At 66.3% G+C, this 22,602-nt stretch carries 22 protein-coding genes and 1 other RNA gene; 11 read left to right on the top strand and 12 right to left on the bottom strand.

Features of this window, described 5'->3' with window-relative positions:
* Positions 1-61: 61 nt before the first annotated feature.
* From J2S32_RS15365 to J2S32_RS15350, 4 genes are read right to left on the bottom strand one after another with little or no spacing between them, the layout of a single operon-like run.
* On the bottom strand, positions 62-412 hold the full coding sequence (locus J2S32_RS15365) for a DUF2794 domain-containing protein (protein ID WP_253523315.1): 351 nt from the start codon (positions 410-412) through the stop codon (positions 62-64).
* Positions 412-1,101: a serine O-acetyltransferase EpsC gene (gene epsC, locus J2S32_RS15360; RefSeq protein ID WP_253523312.1), complete on the bottom strand. Its 690-nt coding sequence runs from the start codon at positions 1,099-1,101 to the stop codon at positions 412-414. Before epsC ends, J2S32_RS15365 begins: the two co-directional genes overlap by 1 nt.
* A gap of 27 nt (positions 1,102-1,128) precedes the next feature.
* Entirely contained in the window at positions 1,129-1,743 is a 615-nt protein-coding gene (locus J2S32_RS15355) for an HdaA/DnaA family protein (RefSeq protein ID WP_253523309.1), read from the bottom strand.
* Positions 1,744-1,753: 10 nt separating this feature from the next.
* Entirely contained in the window at positions 1,754-3,028 is a 1,275-nt protein-coding gene (locus tag J2S32_RS15350; protein ID WP_253523307.1) for a heavy-metal-associated domain-containing protein, read from the bottom strand.
* 69 nt (positions 3,029-3,097) lie between these two features.
* Here J2S32_RS15350 and purM point away from each other — a divergent pair, with 69 nt between their 5' ends.
* The 3 genes from purM to J2S32_RS15335 are packed head-to-tail and all read left to right on the top strand — an operon-like array spanning position 3,098 to position 6,367.
* The gene (gene purM / locus J2S32_RS15345; RefSeq protein ID WP_253523305.1) at positions 3,098-4,207 is read left to right on the top strand and encodes a phosphoribosylformylglycinamidine cyclo-ligase; all 1,110 of its coding nucleotides are present in this window, start codon (positions 3,098-3,100) and stop codon (positions 4,205-4,207) included.
* Complete coding sequence (gene purN / locus J2S32_RS15340; RefSeq protein WP_253523303.1) at positions 4,200-5,165, top strand: phosphoribosylglycinamide formyltransferase; 966 nt, start codon at positions 4,200-4,202, stop codon at positions 5,163-5,165. Before purM ends, purN begins: the two co-directional genes overlap by 8 nt.
* Positions 5,166-5,170: 5 nt before the next feature.
* The gene (locus J2S32_RS15335) at positions 5,171-6,367 is read left to right on the top strand and encodes a sulfotransferase family protein (protein ID WP_253523302.1); all 1,197 of its coding nucleotides are present in this window, start codon (positions 5,171-5,173) and stop codon (positions 6,365-6,367) included.
* Between the two features lie 6 nt (positions 6,368-6,373).
* Here J2S32_RS15335 and J2S32_RS15330 read toward each other — a convergent pair whose 3' ends face one another.
* The 6 genes from J2S32_RS15330 to J2S32_RS15305 form a co-directional block, all read right to left on the bottom strand.
* The gene (locus J2S32_RS15330) at positions 6,374-6,799 is read right to left on the bottom strand and encodes a nuclear transport factor 2 family protein (protein WP_253523300.1); all 426 of its coding nucleotides are present in this window, start codon (positions 6,797-6,799) and stop codon (positions 6,374-6,376) included.
* Positions 6,800-6,881: 82 nt separating this feature from the next.
* Complete coding sequence (gene ndk, locus J2S32_RS15325; protein ID WP_253523298.1) at positions 6,882-7,304, bottom strand: nucleoside-diphosphate kinase; 423 nt, start codon at positions 7,302-7,304, stop codon at positions 6,882-6,884.
* 83 nt (positions 7,305-7,387) lie between these two features.
* Positions 7,388-7,918, bottom strand: coding sequence for a hypothetical protein (locus tag J2S32_RS15320; protein ID WP_253523296.1), 531 nt, complete (start codon positions 7,916-7,918; stop codon positions 7,388-7,390).
* 34 nt (positions 7,919-7,952) lie between these two features.
* Entirely contained in the window at positions 7,953-8,402 is a 450-nt protein-coding gene (locus J2S32_RS15315; protein ID WP_253523294.1) for a DNA polymerase III subunit chi, read from the bottom strand.
* A complete protein-coding gene (locus J2S32_RS15310; RefSeq protein WP_253523430.1) occupies positions 8,399-8,563 on the bottom strand; it encodes a DUF2256 domain-containing protein in 165 nt (54 codons plus the stop codon). Before J2S32_RS15310 ends, J2S32_RS15315 begins: the two co-directional genes overlap by 4 nt.
* A gap of 35 nt (positions 8,564-8,598) precedes the next feature.
* Positions 8,599-10,059: a leucyl aminopeptidase gene (locus tag J2S32_RS15305; RefSeq protein ID WP_253523290.1), complete on the bottom strand. Its 1,461-nt coding sequence runs from the start codon at positions 10,057-10,059 to the stop codon at positions 8,599-8,601.
* Positions 10,060-10,159: 100 nt separating this feature from the next.
* Here J2S32_RS15305 and J2S32_RS15300 point away from each other — a divergent pair, with 100 nt between their 5' ends.
* The 4 genes from J2S32_RS15300 (at position 10,160) to rsmA (ending at position 15,953) form a co-directional block, all read left to right on the top strand.
* The gene (locus J2S32_RS15300) at positions 10,160-12,556 is read left to right on the top strand and encodes an LPS-assembly protein LptD (protein ID WP_253523287.1); all 2,397 of its coding nucleotides are present in this window, start codon (positions 10,160-10,162) and stop codon (positions 12,554-12,556) included.
* Between the two features lie 130 nt (positions 12,557-12,686).
* The gene (locus J2S32_RS15295; RefSeq protein WP_253523284.1) at positions 12,687-14,033 is read left to right on the top strand and encodes a peptidylprolyl isomerase; all 1,347 of its coding nucleotides are present in this window, start codon (positions 12,687-12,689) and stop codon (positions 14,031-14,033) included.
* Positions 14,034-14,041: 8 nt separating this feature from the next.
* Positions 14,042-15,040 (top strand): 4-hydroxythreonine-4-phosphate dehydrogenase PdxA, encoded by a 999-nt coding sequence (pdxA, locus tag J2S32_RS15290; protein WP_253523281.1) that lies wholly within the window; start codon positions 14,042-14,044, stop codon positions 15,038-15,040.
* Positions 15,041-15,101: 61 nt separating this feature from the next.
* Positions 15,102-15,953, top strand: coding sequence for a 16S rRNA (adenine(1518)-N(6)/adenine(1519)-N(6))-dimethyltransferase RsmA (gene rsmA, locus J2S32_RS15285; protein WP_253523278.1), 852 nt, complete (start codon positions 15,102-15,104; stop codon positions 15,951-15,953).
* A gap of 61 nt (positions 15,954-16,014) precedes the next feature.
* Here rsmA and J2S32_RS15280 read toward each other — a convergent pair whose 3' ends face one another.
* Positions 16,015-18,120, bottom strand: a complete 2,106-nt coding sequence (locus J2S32_RS15280) for a malate synthase G (protein WP_253523276.1) — start codon at positions 18,118-18,120, stop codon at positions 16,015-16,017.
* 133 nt (positions 18,121-18,253) lie between these two features.
* Here J2S32_RS15280 and J2S32_RS15275 point away from each other — a divergent pair, with 133 nt between their 5' ends.
* From J2S32_RS15275 to J2S32_RS15260, 4 genes are all read left to right on the top strand, one after another.
* On the top strand, positions 18,254-19,462 hold the full coding sequence (locus J2S32_RS15275; RefSeq protein ID WP_253523273.1) for a hydrolase: 1,209 nt from the start codon (positions 18,254-18,256) through the stop codon (positions 19,460-19,462).
* The gene (locus J2S32_RS15270) at positions 19,459-20,475 is read left to right on the top strand and encodes an arginine N-succinyltransferase (RefSeq protein ID WP_253523271.1); all 1,017 of its coding nucleotides are present in this window, start codon (positions 19,459-19,461) and stop codon (positions 20,473-20,475) included. Before J2S32_RS15275 ends, J2S32_RS15270 begins: the two co-directional genes overlap by 4 nt.
* On the top strand, positions 20,472-21,725 hold the full coding sequence (locus J2S32_RS15265; RefSeq protein WP_253523269.1) for an N-succinylarginine dihydrolase: 1,254 nt from the start codon (positions 20,472-20,474) through the stop codon (positions 21,723-21,725). Before J2S32_RS15270 ends, J2S32_RS15265 begins: the two co-directional genes overlap by 4 nt.
* A gap of 145 nt (positions 21,726-21,870) precedes the next feature.
* Positions 21,871-22,122 (top strand): hypothetical protein, encoded by a 252-nt coding sequence (locus J2S32_RS15260; RefSeq protein WP_253523428.1) that lies wholly within the window; start codon positions 21,871-21,873, stop codon positions 22,120-22,122.
* A 67-nt stretch (positions 22,123-22,189) separates the two neighbouring features.
* On the opposite strand, the gene ssrA is transcribed toward J2S32_RS15260, so the two are convergent.
* Positions 22,190-22,532: a transfer-messenger RNA gene (gene ssrA / locus J2S32_RS15255) on the bottom strand.
* Positions 22,533-22,602: the final 70 nt, after the last annotated feature.

Below are 22,602 nucleotides of genomic sequence, written 5' to 3'. Positions count from 1 at the left end.
ACTGGTTACGCAAAAGGGGGCTCGCGCTGCGGCGCGGGCCCTTTTTCGTATCGGCTAGGTTCTAGCTGTCGATCGCCTTGAGCAAGCGCCGCTCCATCGGCGCGATCACGCCCGGCAGTTCGTGGCCGCGCTTGAGCACCTGGCCGTGTTCGCCGACCAGCGTCCACATGCCCTGCTTGTTACGCAGAGCGGGCCGTTTCTCGATCCGCGCCTGCGGGCGTTCGGCGGCGCGGCGGAAAGCGGCGAAAACCGCCACGTCGCGCGTGAAATCCATCGCGTAATCGCGCCATTGCCCGGCTGCGACCATGCGCCCGTAAAGGTCGAGTATGCGGGTCAGTTCCTCGCGGGTAAAGCCGATCTGCTGAGGCTTCCGCCCGGGAAACGCGACCACCGTGTCGCCAAGGAAGTTCATCAATCCTCGGTACCGCTGCGGCGGGCGGGCTCGACTTCGGCACGCAGCGCGTCGATTTCGGCGCGCAGCGACTTCATCTCGGTCTCAAGCTTTTCGATGCAATCGCGGCTCGGCTCGCACGGATCGTCGCAGGGCGTGCCATAGGGGATGAATTCCTTCACCCATTCCTCTGCCGGCACCAGCGTGCTGCGCGCCTTGAGGCCGATCATGGTCGCGCCTTCGGGCACTTCGTCGGTGACCACCGCATTGGCGCCGATCCGCGCGCGGCGGCCCACCGTGATCGGACCGATCACCTGCGCGCCGGAGCCGATGATCACCTCGTCCGAAATGGTCGGATGGCGCTTGCCGCCCTTGCCATTGGTCGGATTGGTCCCGCCCAGCGTGACGCACTGATAGATGGTGACATTGTCGCCGATTTCGGCGGTTTCGCCGATCACCGAGAAACCATGGTCGATAAACAGATGCTTGCCGATGGTCGCGCCCGGGTGGATGTCAATCGCGGTAACCATCCGGCTCCAGTGATTGACCAGCCGGGCGAGGAAAAACAGCTCGGCTTCGAACAGCCAATGCGCGACGCGGTGGTAGAATACCGCCCAGACACCGGGATAGGTGAGCACTTCCCACCGACTGCGGGGGGCAGGATCGCGTGCCTTCACGCTGTCGAGATAGGCGACAAGCCGTTCGAACATGGACACTATTCTCCCACCGGGTGGCGATTAAAGCAAGCGGCCCTGGTCCGGACCCTGCACCGCCTCCAACGCGTCACGCCATACAGATAGGGTTGCCGGAACCTGCCGTTCAAGGCTCAGCCGGTCGATTTCGGCGACGATTTTCTCTATCGCCGCGTAGCTGCGCTCCATTCGCGGGACCAGATAGGCGGGTGCGCCCTCACCCAGCGCGAGGCCCCTTTGCGCGGCATGCGAGAGCATCAGGTCGCGCGCCATATCGTCGTCGGGCGGGCCGATTTCGAGCTGTAGCGCTGCGCCCATGCGGCTGCGCAGGTCGGGCAGCGCGATCTCCCAGTTCTCGCCATCGACCACCAGCAATAGCGGCAAGCTGTCTTCCTGCGCGCGGTTCCAGCGGTGGAATATCTCGGTCTCGGCGAGCGTCTGGACGCCGTCGATCACGCCCGCGGAATGACGCGCCGCGAACCAGCGCGCGAAGAGCGATTTGCCCGACCGCGGTGGCCCATGGAGGATCGCGGTGCGAAACGGCCAGTTGGCGGGCGTGCCTAGCGCTTCGGCAACCGCACGGTTGCCCGATCCGACCACGATCGAGGGCGGCTCGCCCGCACCGGCGGGAATCAACGGGAGAGCGATCTGCGACGTCACCGCGCGCGGCTCAGCGGCTGATGGCGAGCGCGTTGCTGCCCTGGCGAACGGTAAAGCCGCGCGCGCGCAGCGCTTCGGCCAACTGCGTAATCGAACCGGCATAGCTCACCGTCATCACCGAAGTCCCGCCGATCGCCGTGCTGCGAACGCCCGTGCTGCGGACCCCCGGCGTGCCGCGTACGGCGGACACCGCGCCGTCGAAGGCGCCGGCATCGGGAGTGGCCACCTGCACGGTGTAGAGCGCGACCGAACCTTCGGGCGGCGGCGTCTGGATCGGGGCGGCGGTGATCGCATCGCCGCTTTCGGTGGTCGGCTGCGAGGCGGCGGCAGCGGCGGCCTGGTCGCGCGCGCGCATCGCCCGGCCCAGTTCGAGCAGGCGCTGGAGCGCGGGGTCGAGTTCGGGCGTGCCGATATCGAGCGTGGGATCGGGCCGCAGCTTGCCATCGGCCAGCGCCAGTTCGAAAATGCGGTCGAAACGCACTACTGCGCGTTCGAGCATGGCGGGCAGTTCGGCCGGCGAAGCGGCGGTCATGTCGAACCCGTCGAGATATTGATTGTCGGGGCCGAACCGGGCGGTGAAGGTGCCTTCGACCGGACCGCCGGGATAGGTGTAGCGCAGGTTCGCGATTGGCACGAGGACATCGGCCGCGCCGAACTGGTCGAGCGCATTGCGCCACCAAGTGCGGCTGCGGCGGCCGGTCTGGCCATAGGTCAGCAGCAGCGAATCGCCGCCTGCACCCGCCGGGCGGACATAGTCGATCCGGCTCTGCCCTGCCTGATATTCGGCCCAGGCGCGCTGCCACGGGTTGCGCCGTTCATAGACCATCTGCGTGCCCGCAGAGACCGTCACCGGCAGCAGCAGCATGGGCGCCGAGCGCCGCGCTTCGCCTTCGGAACCGAGATAGCGCGAGGCGCGCTGGCGGTCGAACACCACGCCCAGCGTGGCGATATAGCGTTTCGGCCCCAGCTGTTCGCGCTCGATGACGATGGCGGACACGAGGCCCGCGATCTGCGAATCGCTCAATTGCGGCCCGTCGAGTCGCTCCCACGCTTTGCGCTGCGCCTCTTCCCAGGCCTGCGCGCGGGCGTCCGAGCCGCTGTCGGCGCGGACATCGACCTCGATCCCCGAGACCTGGATGTCGCTGCTCGAGGCGACCGGGGCGATCCCGCGTTCGCCGCCGACCTGCGCCCACACTGCCACACCCAGCACGCATAGCGCGGCCACGACCAGCACCAGGATGGCAGAGCGGCGCAGGGCGGGTTGGAGGGGGATGGTTTGGCTCATGGGGAAAACAGGGCGCCTTTTGCCGAAAGGATTATGGAAATCCAAGCGCGAATGCGTAAGGCGGGTGGGATGAGTGACGAACCGCGCAGCAACAGGCCTTCCTACACCTACGAACAGGCGGGTGTTTCGATCGAAGCGGGCAATGCGCTCGTCAAGGCGATCGGCCCGCTGGTGAAGGCGACGCTGCGCCCGGGGGCCGATGGCGAAATCGGCGGCTTCGGCGGGTTTTTCGACCCCAAGGCGGCTGGCTACAAGGACCCGCTGCTGGTCGCGGGCAACGATGGCGTGGGCACCAAGCTCAAGCTGGCGATCGACAGCGACCGCCATGACACGGTGGGCGTGGATCTGGTCGCCATGTGTGTGAACGACCTGATCGTCCAGGGCGCCGAACCGCTGTTTTTCCTCGATTATTTCGCCACCGGCAAGCTGGAGAACGGCGTCGCCGAGCGCGTGATCGCGGGCATTGCCGAGGGCTGCAAACAGGCCGGCTGCGCGCTGATCGGCGGCGAAACCGCCGAAATGCCGGGCATGTATGCCGCGGGCGATTACGATCTCGCGGGTTTCTGCGTCGGCGCGGTCGAACGCGGCGAACAATTGACCGGCGAACGCGTCGCGCCGGGGCATATACTGCTCGGCCTCGCCAGTTCGGGTGTCCATTCGAACGGCTATTCGCTCGTGCGCCGACTGGCTGCCGACAAGGGCTGGAAGCTCGACCGTCCGGCGCTGTTCGACCGCGACCGCCTGCTGATCGACGCGCTGATCGAGCCGACGCGAATCTATGTGAAGAGCCTGCTGCCGCTGGTCCGCGACGGGCTGGTGGACGCATTGGCGCATATCACCGGCGGCGGCCTGCTCGAGAATATCCCGCGCGTGCTGCCCGAGGGCGCGCATGCCGAGGTCGATGCCGATGGCTGGGAACAGCCCGGATTGATGGCGTTCCTGCAAGCGCAGGGCAATATCGAACCCGCCGAAATGGCGCGGACTTTCAATTGCGGCGTCGGCATGGTGCTCGCGGTCGAGCCGGCGCATGCCGAAGTGGTCCGCAGCCGGTTGGAAGATGCGGGCGAGACCGTGCTCGCCGTGGGCCGGATCGACGCGGGCGACAAGGGCTGCACCGTGCGCGGATCGGCCGGGACCTGGGCCGCGCACGAGGACTGGTCGGCGACGCATAATGCCTGACAGGGCCAGGGTCGCGGTCTTCGTGTCCGGCAAGGGCACCAATATGGCCGCACTGCTCTATGCCAGCCGCCTGCCCCATGCGGCCTATGAGATCGTGCTGGTCGCGGCCAACGATCCGCAGGCCGAAGGACTGCAGCTGGCCGCAGCCGAGGGCGTCGCGACCTTTGCGCTTTCGCACCGGGGCATGGCACGCGAAGACCATGACGCGGCGATGGAGCAGGCAGCGCGCGATGCCGGGGCGGACTTTATCGTGCTGGCGGGATATATGCGGATCCTGACGCCCGGCTTCGTCGCGCGGTGGGAGGGCCGCATGCTCAACATCCATCCCTCGCTGCTGCCCAAATATCCCGGGCTCGACACGCATGCCAAGGCCATCGCGGCAGGCGACAGCCATGCCGGGGCGAGCGTCCATCTGGTGACAGACGAGCTCGATGCCGGCGAAATCCTGGGGCAGCTGGCGGTGGCAATCTGGCCGGGCGATACGCCCGAAAAGCTCGCCAACCGCGTGCGCGTGGCCGAACACCAGCTCTATCCCCAAGTGCTCAGCGAATACGTCTCGCGCGGAAACGATCCGAAATGGCTGCTCGAGCGCGTGCGCGAACGCGCGCTGGCGCTGCCGCAAACGCATGAGCGCGAGAGCCACGGTTCGCCCGGTTTTCGCGTGGGGACGGAGAAATCGGGCAAGTTCTTCGCCTATTTCTCCGACCAGCATCACGGCACGCCGCATATCTCGCTGCTGGTCAAATGCTCCGGGCTGGACGAGCTGGAGAACCTGGTCGAGGCGCAGCCGCAGGCCTATCACAGGCCCGCTTATTATGGCGCGAGCGGCTGGATCGGCGTGATCCTCAACCGCCCCGGCGTGGATTGGGACACTGTCGCCGACTGGCTGCAACGCAGCTGGCGCGCGGTCGCGCCAAAGAGCGCCGCCCGCCTGATCGACGCGGCGGACGAGGTCTAGCCGCGGTGGGCATCCCCAATCGCCCGCATCCGCTGGCCCGCGCTAGAGCGGCCGATTGGGCCGGGCGCGCGGTGCAGGCGCTGTGGGACAGGGGCCTGACCCCCAAACCCCCGCTGGAGCCCGAATTCCTGTGGGAGGTCGGCAGCCGCGGGTTCGATCCGCAAGACGAAACTTCGCTGCGCAGCGCCGCAGAGGTCGAGGATTTCCGCGCGCGGCTGGACCAGCTGTGTGCGAGCCTGCGCGAGGACGCCGCGCTCAATGCGATGGGCCATGCGATGGCCTATGGCCAGCTGACCTCGGCCATTCGCAAGCGCCATGCGCTGGGCCAGGTCTGGCGTGAGACGCCGCAATTGGCGCAGACCGCCATCGCGCCGCCGATCATCGTGGTCGGCCAGATGCGCGCAGGCACTACCCGGATGCACCGCCTGCTGGCTGCCGATCCGCAGCATGCGGGCACGCGTTTCTGCAACAGCCATAATCCCGTACCGGTCACCCCCGACTGGCGTCCGCTGAAGGCGGGCGCGGCGCTGGCGATCGCGCGGCGTATCAATCCCTGGCTCGACGCGCTGCACCCCTTCGGGGCGACGCGGATCGACGAGGAAATCGGCTGGCTGGCGGGCGCGCTGTCACCCGCGACCTTCGAAGCGCAGTGGCATATTCCCGGTTTCGTCGGCTGGAGCGAGACGCGCGATCCCGCGCCCGTCTATGCCGAGTTCGCGCGGATCCTGCGCACGGACGCAGCGACGATGGGCGATGCGGACCGGCCGCGGGTGCTCAAATGCCCGCAATTCTCGGAGGACCTGCCCGCGCTGCTGGCGCAATTCCCCGATGCGCGGCTGGTCGTGACCCGGCGCGACAGCGCGGAGGTGCTCGACAGCTCGGTATCGCTCGTCGCCAGCCAGATGGCGGTGCAGTCCGATCATGGTGATCTGGCGGGGATCGAGCGCGAATGGCAGCGCAAGCTGCGCCTGCGCGAACAGCGGCTGGAGACGGCGCTGGCCGAATTCCGGGGCCCGGTCGCATGCGTCGATTTCGAGCGGCTCAATACCGATTGGCCGGGCGAGATCGCCCAGACCTATGCGGCACTCGGCCTGCCACTGACCGATGCCGCGCTCGCGGCGATGCACCGCGAACAGAGCCGCGCAGAGCACGGAAGCCATACTGCGCACAAGACCCAGCTCGCGCAATTCGCGGCGAGCTGAACCGGATCAACTGGCCCGGCGCGCCTCGCGCTGGGCAGCGAACAACGGTCCGGTCATGCGATCGGGCGGACGCGTGATCTCGACCCGCGCAATCCGCAACCCATCGAAATAGACGCGCCACATCACCGGCCCGTCGATTTCGGGCATCGAGCTGTTGATATGGCCGCGGACCAGCACTTCATCGCCCGAATGGTCGAGCGTATCGATCAGTATCTGCGGACGGTCGGCCTGTTCGCGAAAGGCGCGGTCGCCATCGATGATCGCGTCGACCCCTTCGAGCTTCAGTCCATTGCCATCGACCAGCACCGCATCGGGGGTCATGACCCGGAATACCGCCTCGTAATCGAGCGAATTCAGCCCGTCGACCACGTCGTGCACGGCCGCCACGCGAGCCTTGCGGGTCAGATGTTTCTTGAACAGGAAGCGCAGCATAACGGGGACAATCCTATAATGGATTGCCCCCGCTTCAAGCATCAAAAGTTATGCCAGCGGAATTAACCGCTTAGGCAGGAATTCAACCAACCAGTTCGGCTTCGTCGAAGAAGAAGTCGATTTCGATCTTGGCATTTTCGTCACTGTCCGAGCCGTGGACCGAATTGGCTTCGATCGATTCCGCATAGGTCTTGCGGATCGTGCCTTCGTCGGCATCGGCCGGGTTGGTCGCGCCCATCACGTCGCGGTTGCGCTTTACGGCGTCTTCGCCTTCGAGCACCTGCACGACGACCGGGCCCGAAATCATGAAGTCGACCAGCTCACCGAAGAAGGGGCGTTCCTTGTGGACCGCGTAGAAGCCTTCGGCCTGCTCGCGGGTCATCTGGATGCGCTTCGAAGCGACGACGCGCAGGCCGGCTTCTTCCAGCATCTTGGTGACCGCACCGGTCAGGTTGCGGCGGGTGGCATCGGGCTTGATGATCGAAAAGGTGCGGGTAACCGCCATGGTGATTTCCTTGCGTGGATTTTTATACGGGGAGAGGAGGTCTCGCGCGCGCCCCTAGCGCTGCGCGCCCGCACGGGCAAGATTCATTCGAGGCCGCGCCCGATCGACAGCTGGGCTTCGGTGACCGCGTCCTGGCGCGTGGCGGTGAAGGAAAAACTGGTGCCGTCCGCGCCTTCGCCGCCGATCATCGTCACCGGGCCGCTTTCCAGCGAAGTGGCCACGTCGATCCCCGCCGCCTCGGCCTGGTTGCGGTAATAGGACACCATCTCCTGCGGCGTGGCATCGCTTTCCAGATTGAGCAGCACCAGCAGCCCGTCGGCCTGTTCTACCCGGGTGTTGTTGGTGACGCTCGCGCCGGGATAGACCGCGAAACCGGCCGGCAAGGCGACCGGCACCTTCTCGCCCGAACGCATCGTCGTGGTGGTGCCATCGCCATCGGTATGGCGCGCGCTGGTTTCGCCGGTCCGGGCATCGATATCGTAGGAGCCGCGCGGCTCGGCGCCGTCACCCGCCGACGCGCCCTCGGTGTCCTCCGCATCGCCGCCACAACCGCTCAGCGCGAGCGCGGCAGCGCTGAAAGCGGCGAGGCGGGCGGCATGCGGGCTGCGGGTCATACCCAATCGACCCACGAAGCGCCGAAGGGTTCCGTCAGCGCCCTTCGCGCCAGGCACCGTTTTCGTCCTGCTTGTTGATGCGGTTGTCGATTTGCTCGTCCTGCGCGAAGCGCCGCCACAGTTCGGCAACGGCATCGCGCTGCGTGCCATCGAACAACAGCAGCACCCGGTCGAACCCCAGCGCATCCTCGCGCCACTGGCCATCGGCGATAAGCGCCATGCGCGCGCCATTGGGCGCGGCGCAATCCGCCGACAGCAGGATCGGCTGGCGTGCCTCATGCGGACCGCCGGCCATGCCATTAGCGAGGAAAGCCGCCCCGCCCTGTTCCCACAACAGCTTGGCGAGCTGGCCGCGTTGGCCCTCGTCCCCGCTGACCACCACCAGCCGCTCGCCCGCCTGCAGTACCTTGCGCGCCAGCTTGGCGGTGGTGACATCGACCGGATCCCGGCTGAGCTGGTAGAAATCGACGCGAGTGGCGGTCATTCCTGGCCTGCCGCTTCGCTGCCTGCCGCCGGCTTGTTCCGGCGGCATTTGTCCGAGCAGTATTTCACCCCGTCCCAGTCACGCGCCCATTTCTTGCGCCAGGTGAACGGAAAGCCGCAGGTCAGGCAGGTCTTGCTGGGCAGGTCGCCCATGCGCCGCATCTTGCCACTGCCCTTGCCCTTGGCCACGACTGCCTTCAGCCCTCCAGCGTGTCGCGCACGAAGCGATCGATCAGGCGCACGCCGTATCCGGTCGCGCCCTTGCCCCAGGTGCGGCCGGGCTTGTCCGACCAGACCATGCCCGCGACATCGACATGCGCCCACGGCGTGCCATTGGAGATAAAGCGCTGAAGGAACTGCGCCGCAGTGATCGAGCCGGCGCCCTTGCCGCCGATGTTCTTCATGTCGGCGATCGGTGAATTGATCAGCTTGTCATAGGCCGGGCCGATCGGCATCCGCCAGTTACGGTCGCCGGTGGCTTCACCCGCGGCATGGAGGTCCTCTGCAAGCTGGTCGTCATTGGAGAAAACGCCGGCGAATTCGTTGCCCAGCGCAACGATGATCGCGCCGGTCAGCGTGGCGAAGTCGATAATCCGCGCGGGCTGGAACTCTTCCTGCGTCCAGTGCAGCGCATCGGCCAGCACCAGCCGTCCTTCGGCATCGGTGTTGAGCACTTCGATGGTCTGACCGCTCATGCTGGTGACCACGTCGCCCGGGCGTTGCGCCTTGCCGTCGGGCATGTTCTCGACGAGGCCCATCACGCCGACGACATTGACCTTGGCCTTGCGGCTGGCGAGCGCGAGCATCGCCCCAGCGACCGCACCGGCGCCGCCCATATCCCATTTCATGTCTTCCATACCCGGGCCCGGCTTGATCGAGATACCGCCGGTATCGAAGGTCACGCCCTTGCCGACAAAGGCGGTCGGGGCCGCATCGGGCGCGCCGCCGTTCCAGCGGATCGCAAGGATGCGCGATTCGCGTTCGGAACCCAGCCCGACGCCGAGCAGCGAGCCCATGCCGAGCCGTTCCATTTCGGCTTCGTCGAGCACGACCAGTTCCACGCCGGTCCCGGCAAACCGGTCCTGGCACCGCGCCACGAAGCTTTCGGGATAGAGGATGTTGGCCGGTTCGGTGATGAGTTCGCGGGTGAATTCGACGCCGGTCGCGACATGCGCCATGTCTTCCCAGGCTGCCTCGGCGCCCTCGGGCGCGCCAACCACGATGACCTTGGCGAGCGTGACCTTCTGCTCGTCCTTCATCTTGGTGCGGTAGATATCGTAGCGCCAGTTGCGCAGCCGCAGGCCGAGCAGGACGCAGGCGGCTTCCTCGCCCGACAGACCGCTATCCGACAGGTCGAGCGCCAGTTCCACGGCGCCGCTCGCCTGGTATTTCGCCGCAAGCGCCGCGCCGGCCTTTTCGAGATTGGCGAGGCGTGCCTCGTCGTTCCGGTCGCCGGCGCCCGCCAGCGCCAGCCGCAGCACCTGCCCGCCGCGTTCGACGAAGCCTTCGAATACCTGCCCGACCGTGCCCTTGAAGCGCGCGGTTTCCATGCCTTCGACCAGCGATTTTTCGAGGCCAGCGGGAACCTTGCCCTTGTCGGTGACTTGCGCAACAAGGCGCACATCCTGCGGACGGGACTGGCTGAACTGAATTTGCATGCGATCTCCGGAATCTTTTTCTGGTCGGGACAGCGCGGTTCGCGCCCGTCCTGCGAGGATGGCGATTGCGATTAGGCGTGGCCGGTGCGATAGGCAAGCCATGCTCCCGCCTGCCGAGCCAACCCCGCATTCCTGCCGGGAGGCCCTCCGACCCGTGACCTTGACCGCAACCGCGCTGGCGCTGCTGGTGGCCGCGCCGCTTGCCGCGCAGGATGCTGCCGACGACGTGGGCACGGTGGTCGATCCGCAAGGCGAACCCGGTACGCCGCTGCCCGAGCAGCCGGGCGTCGACACGGCCGAAGATGTCGATGCGCTGCTGACCGTGCCGGACCCCAATGCCGGTCTCGACGCCCCGCCCGCACCGACCGGCGACGATGGCATCAATGCCGCGGGCAATCGCGAAATCGCGTTCGAATCCGATATTATCGAATATGGCGCCGACAGCCAGCAGGTGACCGCCAGCGGCAATGTCGTGCTGCGCAGCGGCGACCGCTCGCTCCGCGCCGATTCGGTGACCTGGAACCAGCAGACCGGGGTGATCACCGCCAGCGGCCGGGTGCGCTTCGTCGATGAGAACGGCAACCAGCTGTTCTCCGAACGGATCGAGCTGACCGACGAATTCGAAGCCGGGGCGATGGAAAACCTGCTGCTCGCGCTGCGGCAGGGGGGCCGCCTCGCCGCCAATCGCGGGATGCGCGAAAGCGATGGCACGGTCTCGCTCGAGGAAGCCGCCTACAGCGGGTGCTCGGTCGTCACCCCCGCCGGCTGCCCGCGCGATCCGAGCTGGCGGATCACCGCGGAGCGCGTGGTCTATAATCCCGACAATCGCCGGATCGAATTTTCGGGCGCCTTCCTCGAATTGTTCGGCGCGCGCATCCTGCCGCTGCCGGGGCTGACCATCCGCACCGATGGCGGCGCGGTATCGGGCTTCCTCGTCCCCGACCTGAGGTTTTCGGAGAGCAACGGCGTCGAGGTTTCGGGCAGCTATTACCTGCGCTTCGCCGACAATCGCGATCTCACGCTGACCACGCATGTCTATACCGATGCGGCGCCGATGGTGGCGGGTCAGTGGCGCCACCTGACCGACAGCGGTGCCTATCAGGTCACCGGCTATGCCACCCATTCGCAGCGTATCTCCACGCTGACCGGCGTGTCGAACAGCGCCGAAGAATTCCGCGGTTACATCTTCGCCAATGGCAAGTTCCAGATTGCGCCCGACTGGAGCGTGACCGGGTCGATCCGCCGCACGACCGACCGCACCTTCCTGCGCCGCTACGACCTCAGCCGCGACGATCGGCTGCGCTCGACGGTCGAGCTCGAGCGGGTCGGCAAGAACACCTATTTCTCGCTTGCCGGCTGGGCGACGCAGACGCTGCGGCTGGACCAGCCGCAGGGCGAGGTGCCGCTGGCGCTGCCCGTGCTCGATGCGCGCTGGCGCCCCGACGAACAGATTCTCGGCGGGCAGCTCGAACTGCAGGCCAACACGCTCGCGATCACCCGCGACATGGGACAGGACACGCAGCGCGCCTTTGCCCGCGCGCAGTGGGATCTGCGGCGCGTCACCGGACTGGGCCAGGTCGTCACGCTGACCGGCATGCTGCGCGGCGATGTCTACCATTCGGACGAGAACTACCTCACCAGCACCGCCAGCTATCGCGGCAATCCCGGCTGGGAATATCGCGGCGTGGCGCTGGGCGCGCTCGATGTGCAGTGGCCCTTCGTCGGCGAGGCGTTTGGCGGCACGCAAGTGTTCACCCCGCGCGTGCAATTCGTCGCCACCCCGCCGATCAAGAACCTCGCCATTCCCAACGAGGATGCGCGCGCGATCGATCTGGAGGATTCCAACCTCTTCGCGCTCAACCGCTTCCCGGGCTACGACCGGGTCGAGGACGGTGCGCGGGTCACCTACGGGTTCGACTGGGCACTGCGCATCCCCGACTGGGAACTGAAGACCAATGTCGGGCAATCCTACCGTCTCGACAGCGACCGCGACATCCTGCCGGTGGGGACCGGCCTGTCCGAGCGGTTTTCCGATTTCGTCGGCCGGACCGAGGTTCGCTACAAGGACTTCCTGAAGTTCACCCACCGCTTCCGGCTGGACAAGGACAATCTGGCGATCCGCCGGAACGAGATCGACGCCACGGTGGGGTCGCGCCGCACCTATGCCGAGATCGGCTATGTGCGGCTCGACCGCGACATCACGCAGGTCGAGGATTTGCAGGACCGCGAGGAATTGCGCGGCGCGGTGCGCGTGGCTTTCGCCAATTACTGGTCGGTATTCGGGTCGGGCGTATTCAACCTGACCAACCGCGAGGAGGACCCGACGCTGTCCTCCGACGGCTTCGATCCGATCCGCACGCGCCTCGGCATCGCCTATCAGGATGATTGCCTCGAACTGGGGGTGACCTGGCGGCGCGACTATATCACTTCGGGCGATGCCGAACGCGGCGATACCTTCCAATTCTATTTCAGCCTGAGAAATCTGGGCTTCCGCTAGGCTGTGCAATTGGCAGCTTGGACCAAACGCGCTATCCGGCGCGCGACTATCAGCTTGGGTTAAGCCGCAGCCCGCCAAGGCAGGCGGCATATTCAGGTATCGAGACGATGCCGCAAAACAGGTTCGACACGTGACTGCAAAGATAATTTCCCGACTGCTTTCGATCGCCGCCGCGACCGGTCTCGCCGCTGCGCCCCTTGCGGGCCAGGCCCAGCAGACCATGGCGCAGGGCGATCTGCTCGGCCTGCCCAGCGACCTCAGCATGCTGCAGGACAGCGATCCCAACCACCGCGTGGCCACTGCAGTGGTCAATGGCTTCGTGATCACCGAAACCGATATCGACCAGCGCGTCGCGCTGCTGCTCGCCGCCAACCAGCGTCCGGTCAGCGAGGAAGAGATGCTCCGCGTGCGGATGCAGGTGCTGCGCAATTTGATCGACGAAACCTTGCAGATCCAGGCGGCGATTGCGCAGGAACTCGATATTTCGCAGGCCGAGGTCGACCAGACCTATGCCCGTGTCGCCGCGCAGAATTTCGGCCAGGAGCCGGGCAAGATGGACGAGTATCTCGCCTCGATCGGCTCCGCACCGCAGGCGCTCAAGCGCCAGATTACCGGCGAACTGGCGTGGAACGCGCTGCTGCGCCGCAATATCGCACCCTTCGTCAATGTCTCGAGCGAGGAAGTGAACGAGCTGATCGACCGGCTCGAAGCCTCGCGCGGGACCGAGGAATACCGGCTTGGCGAGATCTACCTCTCGGCGACGCCCGAGACCGAAGCCGCGGTCGAGGACAATGCCAACAAGATCGTCGAACAGCTGCGCCAGGGTGGCAGCTTCGTCGCCTATGCGCGCCAGTTCTCCGAAGCCTCGACCGCAGCGGTCGGGGGCGATCTCGGCTGGATCCAGCTTGCACAGCTCCAGAACGCGCAGCTTGAAGCGGTTGCCGCGGAAATGAGCCCCGGCCAGCTGGTCGGCCCGATCCGCATTCCCGGCGGCTTTTCGATCCTTTACCTGATCGACAAGCGGCAGGTGCTGATGGCCGATCCGCGCGATGCCGTTCTCAGCCTCAAGCAAATCCAGATCTCCTTCGATCCGGGCACCTCGCAGGCCGCCGCGCAGCAGCGCGTGGCCGCCTTCACCGAAGGCGTGCAGAATATCCGCGGGTGCGGCGATGCCGAAAATGCCGCGGCACAATTGGGCGCGAATGTGGTCACCAATGACCAGATCCGCGTGCGCTCGCTGCCCGAGGCCTTGCAGAACATCGTCCTCCAGCTGCAGGTCGGCCAGTCGACCCCGCCCTTCGGCTCGTTCGAAGAAGGCGTGCGCGTGCTGATGCTGTGCGGCCGCGACGATCCGCAGGTGGCTGCGGGTCCGAACTTCGACCAGATCATGGGCGAGCTTGAGGACGAACGCGTCGAGAAGCGCGCGCAGCGTTACCTGCGCGACCTGCGCAACGACGCCTTCATCGAGTATAACTGACGCAGGCCGTGGCTCCCCTCGCCGTATCCCTTGGCGATCCGGCGGGGATCGGGCCCGAAATCATTGCCGAAAGCTGGGCGCGACGTTCCGAGAAGGGGCTCGCGCCCTTTTTCGTGGTCGGCGGGGCAGGCGTACTCGAAGCTGCGGCACAGGCGCGCGGGCTTGAACTGACGGTCGAGCGGATTGCCGAACCGGCGGACGCTGCGGCGGTCTTTTCCCGGGCATTGCCGGTCCTGGGCAGTGAAGATGGCGAGTACCGCCCCGGCGCCCCCGATGCCGACGGGGCGCGGCTGGCGCTGCATTCGCTGGTCGAGGCCACCGCGCTGGCGCGAAGTGGACAGGCGGGCGCGGTCGTCACCGCCCCCATCGCCAAGGGTGAATTGGCCAAGGTCGGGTTCGACTTTCCCGGCCAGACCGAATTCCTCGCCGCCGCCTGCGAGCGGGACCCCGACGACGCGGTAATGATGCTCGCCGGGCCGAGCCTGCGCGCGGTACCGCTGACCGTGCATTGCGCGCTGGCCGAGGTCGCCTCGCGGCTGACGCAGGCGTTGATCGAACACCGTGCGCGCATCGTCCACGCCGCGCTGCGCCGCGATTTCGGGATCGCCGCGCCGCGGCTGGCGGTGTGCGGTCTCAATCCGCATGCGGGCGAAGGTGGCCGGTTCGGCGACGAGGAGGCGCGGATCATCGAGCCCGCGATCGCGGCGCTGTGCGCGGAGGGCCTGTCGATCAGCGGTCCCCACCCCGCCGATGCGCTCTTCACCCCGCGCGCGCGCCAGACCTATGACGCTGCGCTGGCCATGTATCACGACCAGGCGCTGGTTCCGCTGAAAGCGCTCGATTTCGACGAAGGGGTCAATGTCACGCTTGGCCTGCCGCTGGTGCGCACCAGCCCCGATCACGGCACTGCCTTCGATATTGCCGGACGGCGCATCGCCGATCCGGGCGCGATGATCGCCGCGCTGAAAATGGCCGGTGACATGGCGGCGCGGCGCGCCCGGGTATAGCTGCATTCGAAGGCTGAACCGGATCGCTTCGCTTCGCGCGCAATGACTGTATAGGACGCCCGTGCCCTCACCCGACCTCCCTCCCTTGCGCGAAGTGATCGCCCGCCATGGTCTCAGCGCATCGAAAGCGCTGGGGCAGAACTTCCTGTTCGACGAGCAATTGCTCGACCGGATCGCCGCGGTGCCCGGCGACCTTTCGGGCAAGCAGGTCCTCGAGGTGGGTCCCGGTCCCGGCGGGCTGACGCGCGCCCTGCTGCGCGCCGGCGCCCGCGTGACCGCAATCGAGATGGACCGCCGCTGCCTGCCCGCGCTGGCCGAGCTGGAAGACGCCTTCCCGGGCCAGTTGCGCGTAATCGAGGGCGATGCGCTCAAGCTCGATCATGCCGAGCTGATGGGCGGAGAACCCTTCGCCGTGCTGTCCAACCTGCCCTATAATGTCGGCACCGCGCTGTTCGTGCGCTGGCTGGCCGGGGTGAAGGGCAGCGAGAATGCATGGCCGCCGCTGTGGACCAGCCTGACGCTGATGTTCCAGCAGGAAGTCGCCCAGCGCATCGTCGCGCAGCCCGGCGGCTCGGCCTATGGCCGGCTTGCGGTCCTCGCGCAGTGGCGCAGCCACGCGAAGCTGGCGATGAAGGTCCACCGCAGCGCCTTCACCCCGCCCCCCAAGGTGATGAGCGCGATCGTCCATGTCGAACCCGGCACCATGCCCGAAGGCGTGTCCGCGCGAATGCTCGAACGCCTGACCGAAGCCGCCTTCGGCCAGCGCCGCAAGATGCTGCGCCAGAGCCTCAAGGGCGTACCCGGAGCAGTCGCCGCGCTGGAGCAGCTGGGCATCGATTCGCAGCGCCGCGCCGAGACGGTAACGGTGGGCGAATTCGTGACCCTCGCGCGCGCACTCACCGCAGAAGGGTGAGGCCCCACGAAAAAGCCCCGCTGGTCGGCGGGGATTTTCCTTCGATCGCGACTGGCTGTGGTCAGCCCTGCGCCTTTTTCTTGCGCCGCCAGGCGTGCAGCAGCGGTTCGGTGTAGCCGCTGGGCTGTTCGACACCCTTGAAAATGAGGTCCTTCGCCGCGCTGAATGCCGCGCCGTCCTCGTTCTCCAGCAGCGGCTGGTAGAAGGGATCGCCCGCGTTCTGCTCGTCCACCTTGGCGGCCATGCGGCGCAGGCTGTCCATCACCTGTTCTGCGCTGATGACGCCGTGGAGCAACCAGTTGGCGATGTGCTGGCTGGAAATGCGCAGCGTGGCGCGGTCTTCCATCAGCCCGATGTCGTTGATGTCGGGCACCTTGGAGCAGCCGACACCGGCATCGATCCAGCGCACGACATAGCCGAGCAGGCCCTGGCAATTGTTGTCGAGCTCCTCGCGGCTCTCGTCCTCGGACCAGTTGGTGCCGTCCGCCAGCGGGATGGCGAGCAGTTCGTCGAGCTTCGCCGCATCGGGCAGGCCCTTCTGGATCTCGAACACATCCTCGCGGTGATAGTGGATCGCGTGGAGCGTCGCGGCGGTCGGGCTCGGCACCCAGGCTGTGTTCGCCCCGGCGCGAAGATGGCCGATCTTGTCGATCATCATCTGCCCCATCAGGTCGGGCGCGGCCCACATGCCCTTGCCGATCTGCGCGCGGCCCGACAGGCCATGCGCCAATCCGATCCCGACATTGCGCGCCTCATAGGCCTTGAGCCAGGCCGAGTTCTTCATCTCGCCCTTGCGCATCATCGGACCCGCACGCATCGAGGTGTGGATCTCGTCGCCCGTCCGATCGAGGAAGCCGGTGTTGATGAAGACGATACGGTCCTTCACCGCGTGGATGCAGGCGGCAAGGTTCGCGCTGGTGCGCCGCTCCTCGTCCATCACGCCGACCTTGATCGTGTGGCGCGGCAGGCCAAGCAGGCCTTCGACCGCGTCGAACAGGTCGTTGGTGAAGGCGCATTCCTCGGGCCCGTGCATCTTGGGCTTCACGATATAGATGCTGCCGCAGCGCGAATTCCCGTATTTGCCGAGGCCCGCGACATCCTGCGCGCCGATGGCGGAGGTGACCACCGCATCGAGAATGCCTTCGGGGATTTCCTTGCCGTCCCAGCGCATCGCCGGGTTGGTCATCAGATGGCCGACATTGCGCACGAACATCAGGCTGCGCCCGGGCAGGCTGTGTTCGCCGCCGTCGCTGTCGGCGTAAGTCTTGTCACCCACCAGCTTGCGAGTGAGCGTCTTGCCGCCCTTCTCGAAGCTTTCCTCCAGGTCGCCGCGGATCACGCCGAGCCAGTTGCGATAGGCGGTGAGCTTGTCCTCGGCATCGACCGCCGCGACCGAATCCTCGCAATCGGCGATGGTGGTCAATGCGGATTCGAGCACAATGTCGGCGATGTTGGCAGGGTCGGTGCTGCCGACCGGATGCGCGGCATCGAACACGACTTCGATATGCAGGCCGTTGTGGCGGAAGAAGCATGAGGTCTCGTTCCAGCCGAGGCATTGCGCCGGATCGGCCAGCGGAATGCCGTTAACCTTCACATCGGCAAGATCGGCCCATTTGCGGCCATCGGCCAGGGGGACCGCCTCGTCCATGAAGCGCTTCGCCTCGGCGACCACGGCGGCCCCGCGCAGTTCGTCATAGCCGCCCGGCTGGGCTGGCGGCGCGTCGAGGGCATCGGTGCCGTAGAAGGCATCGTAGAGGCTGCCCCAGCGCGCATTGGCGGCGTTGAGCAGGAAGCGGGCATTGAGGATCGGCACCACCAGCTGCGGCCCCGCCATGGTAGCGATCTCGGGATCGACATTCCCGGTCCCGATGGTGAAATCGCCGGGCTCGGGGACGAGGTAGCCGATATCCTCGAGGAAGCTGCGATAGGCCGCGGCATCATGCCGCTGGCCCGCGCGCTCGCCATGCCACGCGTCGATCTTGGCCTGCAAATCCTCGCGTTTGGCGAGCAGCGCGGCATTGCGCGGGGCGAACCTGCCCAGCAAATCCGTGAAACCCTGCCAGAAGGCATCGCTGTCGCGGCCCAGCGGCCCCAGCACTTCGGTATCGATGAAAGCGGCAAGCTGCGGATCGGTTTCGATTCCGGCGCGCGTTACATATTCGGTCATGGAACTCCTCGGGGGGTATGAAAAACTGGCGATGTCGAACCCGGGGAGGAGCACCACGGTCTATGCCGCCAGCGGTTGATCAATGCAAGGCGCGGGGTGGACTCGGCTAACCGCAGGATTAAGGACGTTACGCATGAAACCGGATATGCCCGCTCAAGCCCTCCTCGACGCGATCGACGCCGATACGATGCTGGGCCAGGTGCAGGACTGGGCCGCCATCAACACGGGGACCGCGAATATCGCCGGGCTGGCAAAGATGGCTGGTGTGCTCGCCGATGCCTTCAGCACGCTCCCCGGCGAGATCGAGCTGGTCGAACCCGCGACGGTCACCGCAATCTCCGCCGAGGGGCACGAGTTCGAAAAGCCGCATGGCCGCCACATGGTGCTGCGCGTGCGTCCCGCGGCGGAACGCCGGTTCGTGCTCACCGGGCATATGGACACGGTGTTCCCCGCCGATCACCCGTTCCAGGATACCGTCTGGCTCGACGACGAGACGATCAACGGCCCCGGCACTGCCGACATGAAAGGCGGGCTCAACGTCATCCTCCATTCGCTCACGACCTTCGAGGGGATCGAAGGGTCGCAGCGCGTGGGTTACGACGTGATGATCAATTCGGACGAGGAAACCGGCAGCCTCGCCAGCCGCGCGCTGATCGAGGAACTGGCGCGCGGGAAATATGCCGCGCTCACCTACGAACCCAGCGCGCTGCCCGACGGCACGCTGGCGCATGCGCGCGGCGGGACGGGCAATTATTCGATTACCTTCACGGGCAAGTCGGCGCATGCCGGGCGCAATCCGCAGGACGGGCGCAATGCGATCGTCGCGGCATCCGATTTGGTGTTGCGGATCAAGGCGCTCGAAGCGGAGGACATCACCGTCAATCCGGCCAAGATCGAGGGCGGCAGCGCCAACAATGTCGTCCCCGACCTTGCCGTGCTGCGGTTCAATATCCGCCCCAAGTCGACCGACGCGATGAGCCGTTTCGAGGCTGAGCTGGAGGCGCTGATCACGCAGGTCGCCGCGCAGCACGACGTCGGTGTCCATCGCCATGGCGGCGTCACGCGGCCACCCAAGCCGGTCGATGCCAAGGCACAGCGCCTGTTCGACCTGGTCAAGGCCTGCGGTGCCGAGCTGGGCCAGCAGATCGGCTGGAAAAGCACCGGCGGCGTGTGCGATGGCAACAATATCGCCGCCACCGGCGTACCGGTGGTCGATACGCTCGGCGTCCGCGGCGGGGCGATCCATTCCCCCGACGAATTCATGATCGTGCCGAGCCTTCGCGAGCGCGCCGCGCTGTCCGCGCTCGTGCTCGCCAAGCTTTCCACCGGAGACCATCTGTGACCTTCCGCCTGCGCGCCGCGCATATCACCGACCTCGAACATCTCTACGAGATGGCCAAGCTGACCGGTGGCGGCTTCACCAATCTGCCCGCCGACCGCGAGGCGCTGACGCGCAAGCTCGAACGGGCCGAGCAAGCCTTTGCCCGGACCGATGACGATCTGGGCGACGACCAGTTCACCCTGGTGCTGGAAAACACCGAGACCGGCCAGGTGCGCGGCACCTGCCAGCTGTTCAGCCAGGTCGGGCAGCAATGGCCGTTCTACAGCTACCGGCTCAACACGCTGACCCAGCACAGCCGCGAACTCGACCGTACGGTGCGCGCCGAACTGCTCAGCCTCGTGACCGATCTCGAAGGCTCCTCCGAAGTCGGCGGGCTGTTCCTCCACCCGGGCGAACGCGCGGGCGGGCTCGGCCTGCTGCTCGCGCGCAGCCGCTATCTCTTCGTCGCGATGCACCGCAGCCGCTTTGCCGATCGCATCATCGCCGAATTGCGCGGCGTGATCGACGACCGCGGCGGTTCGCCCTTCTGGGACGGCGTCGCGGGCCGCTTCTTCGGGATGACATTCCAGGAAGCCGACTATTTCAACGCCATCAACGGCAACCAGTTCATCGCCGATCTGATGCCCAAGCACCCGGTCTATGTCGCCATGCTCGACGAGGAAGCGAAGAAGGTCATCGGCGTGCCCCACCCGAGCGGCCGCGCTGCGATGCGGATGCTGGAAAACGAGGGCTTCGCCGCCGAGGGCTATGTCGACATCTTCGATGGCGGCCCGACCATGCTGGCGCGGACCGACCAGGTTCGCAGCATCCGTCAGGCGCAGCCGGGCAAGGTCGCCGCAACCGATCTCGATATCGGGGAGCGCGCGCTGATCGCCACCGGCACGCTCGACACTTTCCGCAGCGCCTATGGCATGCGCGAGCTCGCCGAGGACGGATCGATATCGATCGATACGATCTGCGCCGAGGCGCTTGGGGTTGGCGCGGGCGACGAAGTGTGGAGCGTGGCGCGATGAGCGGGCTGGTCGAAATCAATTTCGACGGGATCGTCGGCCCGACCCACAATTACGCAGGCCTCAGTCCCGGCAATATCGCCAGCGCGAGCCATCGCGGCGATGCCTCTTTCCCGCGCGCGGCGGCCCTGCAGGGCGTGGCCAAGATGCGCCGCAATATGGAGCGCGGACTGGCGCAGGGTTTCCTGCTGCCGCTGCCGCGCCCGAACCCCGCGCTGCTGCGCGACCTTGCCATCGGCCCCGATACCGATCGCGCGCTGGTGGCGGCGGCGTGGTCGGCCAGCGCGATGTGGACTGCCAATGCAGCGACCGTCAGCCCTGCGCCCGACACAGCCGACGGGCGCTGCCATCTGACCCCCGCCAATCTCGTCACCATGGCCCACCGCGCCCAAGAATGGCGCGACACGCAGGCACAATTGAAGATCGCTTTTGGCGATACGCGGCATTTCGAAGTGCATGATGCGATCCCGCCCAGCTTCGGCGACGAGGGCGCGGCCAATCACATGCGGTTGTGCGACAGCCACGACGCCCCCGGGGTAGAAGTATTCGTCTATGGCCGCCCCGGCGGACGCTTCCCCGCGCGCCAGCATGAACAGGCCAGCCGTGCGGTCGCGCGCCTCCACGGCCTCGATCCCGCGCGCTGCGTATTCGTCGAGCAGAACCCCGCGGCCATTGCAGCAGGCGCGTTTCATAACGATGTCGTCGCAGTGGCGAACCAGAACGTGCTGTTCACGCATGAACTCGCCTTCGCCGATCGCAAGGACGCCTATGAGGCGATCTTCGCCGCCTTCCCCCGCATCCATGTCGTCGAAGTCCCCGCGAGCGCGGTCAGCCTCGAAGAGGCGATCCGGACCTATCTGTTCAACGCCCAGCTGCTGACGCTCCCGAGCGGAGAAATGGCGCTGGTGGTGCCGAGCGAATGCCAGGTCAGCGCGAGCGTCTGGGCATGGTGCGAAAGCATGCTCGCCTCGAACGGCCCGATCCGCCACGTCATCCCGGTCGATGTGCGCCAGTCGATGGCGAATGGCGGCGGCCCCGCCTGTCTGCGGCTGCGCGTGGTGGCCGATCCGGCCACGGTCGATGCGCGGTTCCTGCTCGACGATATGAAGGCGCAGCGAATCGAATCGGTCATCGCGGCCCACTGGCCCGCGCGGATCGAACCCGAACAGGTCGGCTCGGACGAACTCGCCAAGGTCGTGATCGAGGCGCGCGAAGCGCTGCTTTCCGTGCTTTCGCTGGACGAACTCGCCTGAACGACGCCCCCTGCGTTAAGACACTGGACCGCCGCGTCGGGCGCTTTTACACTCCATGCAATATTAACCACTGTACATCGCAGTAACGCGCCGGTGGCACGTGGCTTGCAGGTGTAAAGGGTTAAGGGTGGAGGCCAAGGCGAGCGTGTTCGGGAAGATGAAGCGGCTGTTTGTGATCAAGACGCGTCTTGAGGCGTTTCTGATCATCTTCGCGCTTGCCCTCGGCGCGATGACGCGCGGCGCGCATTACACGGTCGAATATCCCGGTTGGGGCGGCTATCTGCTGTTCACGGCAACCGCGGGCGCGGTATTTCTCGGCGGCGCGAAGATCCTCGACGCGCTGCGCTATGAGCGCGAGGCCAAGGCGGCCGCGAAGCGCGATCCGGCCGCGGACTGAGCGTCCGGCCGTTCAAAAAATCGGGAAGAAGGTGGGGGTTTCTGTTGCTAGCTACCCCCGGAGCCCCGGAATCCGCTTCTGTTGCCCGGTGGGTCCAACCGCGCTTTAGCTTTGTAAATTCAGGCCGTTAGGCCATCAAATTACGCTGCGAGAGCGAGTGCTTCGTTATCGTTGGCACTTGTGTGTTGTGAACATTTTTACGGGGTACTCAGCCCGAGCAAAACCACTGCCTTTCAGCACACGTCGATCCTAGTTCGGCCCCGTCATAATCCGCCATTTCAGCGGTTTGTGGTGGAGCCGCCGGGTACTGCCCCCGGGTCCGTTGTACCTATTACACAGCGCCATTTATCGCCATATCCCGCCGAAACGGGCAGGACCCATATAGGCCCTGCTCGCTTAATGTGAAGTGTATGCAGCCACATACCCGCCAGATGCGGGACGGGCCGTAGCCCTCCCCCGCACCGCTGGCGGGCAGGCGGC

It is taken from the genome of Qipengyuania citrea (genome assembly GCF_024171405.1).
Taxonomy (GTDB): domain Bacteria; phylum Pseudomonadota; class Alphaproteobacteria; order Sphingomonadales; family Sphingomonadaceae; genus Qipengyuania; species Qipengyuania profunda.
Note: the sequence above shows the minus strand (reverse complement) of the source record. Positions and strands in the feature narration are given on the sequence as shown.

Bases quoted from the DNA above. Each gene is read 5' to 3' on its own strand.
- J2S32_RS15315 (WP_253523294.1), bottom strand. From the start codon at position 8,402: ATGACCGCCACTCGCGTCGATTTCTACCAGCTCAGCCGGGATCCGGTC.
- ndk (WP_253523298.1), bottom strand. From the start codon at position 7,304: ATGGCGGTTACCCGCACCTTTTCGATCATCAAGCCCGATGCCACCCGC.
- J2S32_RS15320 (WP_253523296.1), bottom strand. From the start codon at position 7,918: ATGACCCGCAGCCCGCATGCCGCCCGCCTCGCCGCTTTCAGCGCTGCC.
- J2S32_RS15330 (WP_253523300.1), bottom strand. From the start codon at position 6,799: ATGCTGCGCTTCCTGTTCAAGAAACATCTGACCCGCAAGGCTCGCGTG.
- epsC (WP_253523312.1), bottom strand. From the start codon at position 1,101: ATGTTCGAACGGCTTGTCGCCTATCTCGACAGCGTGAAGGCACGCGAT.
- J2S32_RS15350 (WP_253523307.1), bottom strand. From the start codon at position 3,028: ATGAGCCAAACCATCCCCCTCCAACCCGCCCTGCGCCGCTCTGCCATC.
- purN (WP_253523303.1), top strand. From the start codon at position 4,200: ATGCCTGACAGGGCCAGGGTCGCGGTCTTCGTGTCCGGCAAGGGCACC.
- J2S32_RS15310 (WP_253523430.1), bottom strand. From the start codon at position 8,563: ATGCGGCGCATGGGCGACCTGCCCAGCAAGACCTGCCTGACCTGCGGC.
- purM (WP_253523305.1), top strand. From the start codon at position 3,098: ATGAGTGACGAACCGCGCAGCAACAGGCCTTCCTACACCTACGAACAG.
- J2S32_RS15365 (WP_253523315.1), bottom strand. From the start codon at position 412: ATGAACTTCCTTGGCGACACGGTGGTCGCGTTTCCCGGGCGGAAGCCT.
- J2S32_RS15275 (WP_253523273.1), top strand. From the start codon at position 18,254: ATGAAACCGGATATGCCCGCTCAAGCCCTCCTCGACGCGATCGACGCC.
- J2S32_RS15265 (WP_253523269.1), top strand. From the start codon at position 20,472: ATGAGCGGGCTGGTCGAAATCAATTTCGACGGGATCGTCGGCCCGACC.
- J2S32_RS15280 (WP_253523276.1), bottom strand. From the start codon at position 18,120: ATGACCGAATATGTAACGCGCGCCGGAATCGAAACCGATCCGCAGCTT.
- J2S32_RS15300 (WP_253523287.1), top strand. From the start codon at position 10,160: ATGCTCCCGCCTGCCGAGCCAACCCCGCATTCCTGCCGGGAGGCCCTC.
- J2S32_RS15305 (WP_253523290.1), bottom strand. From the start codon at position 10,059: ATGCAAATTCAGTTCAGCCAGTCCCGTCCGCAGGATGTGCGCCTTGTT.